This is a genomic window from Trichlorobacter sp., from assembly GCF_030247655.1.
Taxonomy (GTDB): Bacteria; Desulfobacterota; Desulfuromonadia; order Geobacterales; family Pseudopelobacteraceae; genus Trichlorobacter.
Genome location: NZ_JAOTRZ010000202.1, coordinates 1 through 5,367 on the forward strand (window position 1 = coordinate 1; position 5,367 = coordinate 5,367).

Sequence of the window (5,367 nt, forward strand, 5' to 3'; positions counted from 1 at the left end):
AGGCAACACTACCAATGCCGCTGATTCAGCTGCCCAGGTGGCTGACAGCGCCCACGAAGGTCAGCGGGTGGTGAATCAGGCGGTCAAGGGGATGCAGCAGGTAGCTGAAGTGGTTCGTTCTTCAGCGCAGATTGTAGGCAACCTGGGGGCAACCTCAGAAAAAATCGGCGAGATTGTTAATGTTATCAATGAAATTGCTGACCAGACCAACCTGCTGGCCTTAAACGCTGCCATTGAGGCTGCCCGGGCCGGTGAAATGGGTCGCGGATTTGCCGTGGTTGCCGATGAAGTGCGCAGACTGGCTGAGCGAACCATGACCTCTACCAAGCAGATCGGCGCCATGGTGGCCGAGATTCAGTCCAATACCCAGAAGGCTGTAACCTCCATTGAAGGAGGCAAGGCAGAAGCTGAAAAAGGCGAGCAGCTTTCCCATCAGGCAGAGGCATCACTGATCGCCATTGTTGATTCAGTTGAAAACATCAAGAACCTGATCTCTCAGATTGCCACCGCCTCTGAAGAACAGGCAGCCACCGCAACCGTGATTGCCGGTAATCTTGAAGAAATCTCCCGGGCAAGTTAAAACAAAGTGATTGCACCACAAAAAAAGGCCGGGGAATTTTCCCCGGCCTTTTTAGATATCAGCATAGTCTCTCTTGTTCTGAAGAACTACTCCCCTGCACTGCCAAAATACTCCCGCTCCTGCGGTGAGAACATCCGGTCAACATCCATGATGATCAGCAGACGGTCGGTATGGTTGAACACACCGGTAATAAACTCCTGATCAATATTGCCGGAGACCATGGTTGGTGGCGGTTGAATCTCGCTGGAATGAATCCTGATCACCTCGGAAACCGCATCCACAATAAAACCGGTCAGTCCACCGGCTACATCCATAACCATAATCCGGGTATGGCTGTCATAGTCGGATTCAGACAGGCCAAAGCGCTTACGCATGGAGATGATCGGAATCACCTTGCCCCGCAGATTAATAATTCCTTCTACATAGTGAGGTGTATTGGGCATCTTGGTGATGCCAGGCATACGGATGATCTCACGTACTTTCAACACCTCAACACCATATTCCTCGTTGCTGAGCATGAAACTGACCAACTGAATCAACTGGTCTCCGCCGGTTGTACCATCTCCGCTCTTTACCAAGGCTGTGGTAGACATTGAAACCTCCTCTATGGGGGAATTAGTAAACTGGTTAGTTTAATGAATCATAGCACAGTTTTTAAAAAGTAAAATAGGGTAATAACCCTAGCCATTATAGTTAGAACAGGCCATGAAGCGGCCCACCGGTAGCTGCCAGCGCCGCAATACGTTTTTCAACAGCCGGATCCTCTTCCAATGCCGGGGCGTGAAAGACCTTTTTGCGTGCGTCAATCACCAGTGCCCCCCGGCAACCCCAGTGTCGTTGCCTGGTTGCAGCAGCTACCCCATAGACATCTGATGCAGGATTTGAGCGGGTAAAGGTGACCCATAGGAAGTTATCCAGAGAACGGCTACAGAACTCACTGTCATCTGCAATTACCACCAGGGCAACACCTTCGGGCAGGGGGCGCTGTTCCCAGAAACTGCACAGTTCCTGAATTGCCTGATCAGGCTCACCATTATCCGGCACATGGCCACAGCCCTGCAACACCAGCACACCAGGCAGTGCCAGGGCTGGTGCTGACCAGCCGTATGGCAGAGGAATATCGCCGGGCAGCTCTGTCAGCAATGAGCGTCGCACCGGGCCTGCAGCAGCCATGACCAGTTTTGAACCACTGTTAAAGCCACCACCGGAATAATCCAGGGTATCAATGGTGGTACTGGTCTGAAAATGCAGATCACGCTGCCAGTCAATTCGCTCCAGCAAATGCCTGAACATGGCTCCAATGTCATGTATATCAAGCTGCGGATTATCCTGCTCAGCAACGATCAGCAGATATTTTGCCAGAGAAAGCTGCCCCTGCCCCAGAACGGCATTGGCCTGGGTCAGCAGTTCCAGCGGCTTGGTAACGCCATCATAGGGGGTGTAGCGTTCTGAACCGATTGCCAGCAGCAGCGGATGCACCCCGGCGGCATCAACAGCATGGACTGCCTTGATGCCGGGCAGCACCGTGGGGATCAGATCACCGGTCAGTTCGTGGATAAAGGCGCCAAAGGAGGTATCTTCCTGGGGCGGACGCCCCACAGAAGTAAAGGGCCAGATCGCATCCGGGCGGTGGTAGACCGCCTCAACCTCGATGAATGGAAACGGGTGGGTCAGGCTGTAATAGCCCAGATGGTCGCCAAAGGGGCCTTCCGGCAGGGTGGCATGGGGATCAATCGATCCCACAATACAGAAATCAGCCTCAGCCGGAACCGGTAGACAACCGGGCAGATCTGCCATGGCGATTCGGTGCCCTCCCAACAGACCGGCAAAGGACAGCTCCGGCATCCCCTCCGGTAATGGCATAACCGCAGCCACCGACATGGAGGGAGCGCCACCGACAAACAGATTCACCTTCAGACGCTCACCACGCTTGATCGCTTCCTGATGATGTACCCCAATACCGCGATGGATCTGATAGTGCAGGCCAACCTGTTTGTCCTGTTGATACTGATTACCTGAGATCTGCACCCGGTACATCCCCAGATTGGATTTGCCAAAACCGGGCTTGGATGGATGTTCGCTGTAAACTTGCGGCAGGGTGACAAAAGCACCGCCATCGTTTGGCCAGGAAACCAGTTGAGGTAAGGCAGACAGCTTTGTCCTGCAACTGAGCGATGGGGCCTGTGATTGGCCTACCCGCTTGGGCAGCAGATGCAGGGCTCCCATCGGGGCACCCAGCAGGCGACCCGGTTCCTTCAGGGCCTGAAACGGATTAATTTTAAGTTTAACCAGTGTCTCAATGGTTCGCAGGGTATCGCGGAAGATAAAACGGGTCCGTTCCAGGGTGCCAAACAGATTACCCAACATCGGAAAGGCAGAGCCGGTTACCTGGGTAAACAGCAGAGCCGGACCACCAGCCTGATAGACCCGGCGCTGGATCATGCCAGCCTCCAGATATGGATCAACCGGCAGATCAATCCTGCGCAGCATACCGTGACGTTCCAGATCCTCAACACAATCCTGAAGATTTATATATCCCATTGCTTTTCTCTTTTCCGGCTTTCATTTACTGCCAGATACGGTATCATCAGCACCACGTCAATTCAACCTGAACCTTAGCTTTACACTGGTTTCCAAAATGATACGACCGACTCTTTTCAGAAAATTCCTGATCGCCTCGTTACTTTTGGCACTGGTACCACTGCTTACTGCAACACTCTTCCTGTTTTCAGGACTTGAGCAGGTACGGGATCGCCTGGCCCTTGAGATCGGCAGTAGTGCAGAACAACAGGCAGTAGAAGGGCTGCAGATGCGTGCCCGCCAGGTTGCCGACACCGTTAGTGACTACCTCCACCGCCGCGAAGATGACCTGCGTTTTTTAAGCCGTTTTTCCTCTGATCGCAAGGTACTGCTTTCATTCTGGATGCAACAACGCAGCGAGGTCTGGGAACAACGGACCAGTGCCCCAAACCACGTTCGAGAAGTGCGGGAACTGGTGCCGATCTACCGCTCCTTTGCCCTGATAGATGCAGATGGCCAGGAACAGATGGTATTGAAGGATGGCCGTTTTCTCGCTGCAACGGAACTTCGCAATGTTTCCAGGCCAGCAACAACTGAATTCAAAAGTGAGACCTATTTCAATGAGATCAAACAACTGCAGCCAGGAGAGATTCATGTCACCCATCTGACCGGTTTTCATGTCAACAAGCAGCAGCAACTGGCTGGTGCCGACGAACCTGAGCATGCTCTGGGTGCCCGCTATGAAGGTGTTGTTCGCTTTGGTCTGCCGCTCTACAGGCAAGATGGGCACTTTAACGGGGCCTTTGTGATCTCCATGGATCACCGTCATCTGATGGAATTCAGCCAGCATATTGATCCCGGTCCTCATTTTTCAACGGTTTTCCCCTCCTACAAAAGTGGCAACTATGCCTTTCTGTTTGATGATGAAGGCTGGATCATTACCCACCCCAAGCTGTGGGATATTCGAGGAGTCAATCAACAGGGCGACCTTCTGCCACCCTACTCCAGCGGTTCCAGCAGCAAGGATATTGAAGCTGGCAACATTCCGTTTAACCTTGATCATGCCGGATTTATCCACCCCAACTATCCCAAGGCATCGGCGCTTGTCAGAAAACAACAAAGCGGCGTGGCAGAACTGACTAACGTGGGCGGCGCCCGTAAAATCATGGCCTATGCGCCAATCCTGTATGATACCGGCCCCTATAAAAAACATGGCGTATTTGGCGGCATCACCATCGGCTACCAGGTTGACCAGTTCCAGAAGCAGGCCAGTGCCGGTAGTCTGCTTATAAGCCGTAAACTGAAAGAGTATCTCCAACAAAGCGGCCTGTTCATCGCACTGGCAGCAATTGTAGCAGGCCTGGCTGCCTGGCTGCTGGCACGGGGTATCACCCGTCCACTGCAGCGTTTAAGCGAAGGGGCCCGTCGTCTGGCCAACGGAGAAACCGGCAATCGTGTTATAGTGAAAGGCAGCGACGAACTGGCAGAACTGGCTCTGTCCTTTAACGCCATGGTGGCAGAGCTTGAACAACGCAAGGCCAACCTGATTGCAACCCTGGAACAGTTGCAGGAATCACGGCAGGCCATCCTGGATGAACGTAACTTTAAGGAAAGTATCCTGGAAAGTATTTCCAGTGCCATCACCACCTTTGCCCCTGACGGATCGCTTACCTCACGCAACAGCACCCTGGACCGTTTTTTAGGACACCATTGGCCGCTGGGCAGTCATTACGCAACTATCTTTAAGGGATGGGAGCCGATACCTGCCAGAATTGAGCAAGCCTTTACCGAAGGAACCGGCTATGGTCGGGCGCCCTTGCAGCTGGAACAGAACGGCATTACCCAGCATTTTGATGTGGGTATCTTTCCGATTGGTGAACATGCAGAGCATGGACTAACCGTTACCCTACGGGATGAGACCATCAGGGAGGATTTGCGGGAAGAAACCGTCAGACTTGAGCGTCTGGCTTCGTTGGGCAAACTTGCTGCCGGAATCTCCCATGAAATCCGTAATCCCCTCACCGGTATTTCTCTATTGCTGGATGATCTGCATGACCGGGCCCAGCTGGGTGACAAAGATCGCGAGATGCTGACCAAGGCCATGGCAGAGATTGAGCGGATGGAGCGGCTGATCTCGGCGCTGCTGACCTTTGCTGCCCCGCCCCGTTCACGCTTTACCCCTGGCGATCCCGGCGAAGCAGCCGAGGATGTGGTTATGCTGATGCAACGTCCCTGTCAGCGTCAGGGGGTTACCCTGACCCTTGAAC

The 5,367-nt window shown here is 53.4% G+C and carries 4 protein-coding genes; 2 read left to right on the forward strand and 2 right to left on the reverse strand.

Going from position 1 to position 5,367, the window contains the following annotated elements; genetic code table 11:
• Positions 1–580, forward strand: a 580-nt coding sequence (locus OEL57_RS13685) for a methyl-accepting chemotaxis protein (protein WP_300741174.1), incomplete at its 5' end; no start/stop codon positions are given.
• Between the two features lie 86 nt (positions 581–666).
• On the opposite strand, the gene OEL57_RS13690 is transcribed toward OEL57_RS13685, so the two are convergent.
• Complete coding sequence (locus tag OEL57_RS13690) at positions 667–1,173, reverse strand: chemotaxis protein CheW (RefSeq protein ID WP_300741176.1); 507 nt, start codon at positions 1,171–1,173, stop codon at positions 667–669.
• A gap of 100 nt (positions 1,174–1,273) precedes the next feature.
• Entirely contained in the window at positions 1,274–3,121 is a 1,848-nt protein-coding gene (locus OEL57_RS13695) for a UbiD family decarboxylase (RefSeq protein WP_300741177.1), read from the reverse strand.
• Positions 3,122–3,218: 97 nt separating this feature from the next.
• Between OEL57_RS13695 and OEL57_RS13700 the strand changes: the two genes are divergently transcribed.
• Positions 3,219–5,367, forward strand: a 2,149-nt coding sequence (locus tag OEL57_RS13700) for a PAS domain-containing sensor histidine kinase (RefSeq protein WP_300741178.1), incomplete at its 3' end; no start/stop codon positions are given.

Excerpts from the sequence above, each read along its gene's own strand:
- OEL57_RS13690 (WP_300741176.1), bottom strand. The coding sequence starts at position 1,173 with ATGTCTACCACAGCCTTGGTAAAGAGCGGAGATGGTACAACCGGCGGA.
- OEL57_RS13695 (WP_300741177.1), bottom strand. The coding sequence starts at position 3,121 with ATGGGATATATAAATCTTCAGGATTGTGTTGAGGATCTGGAACGTCAC.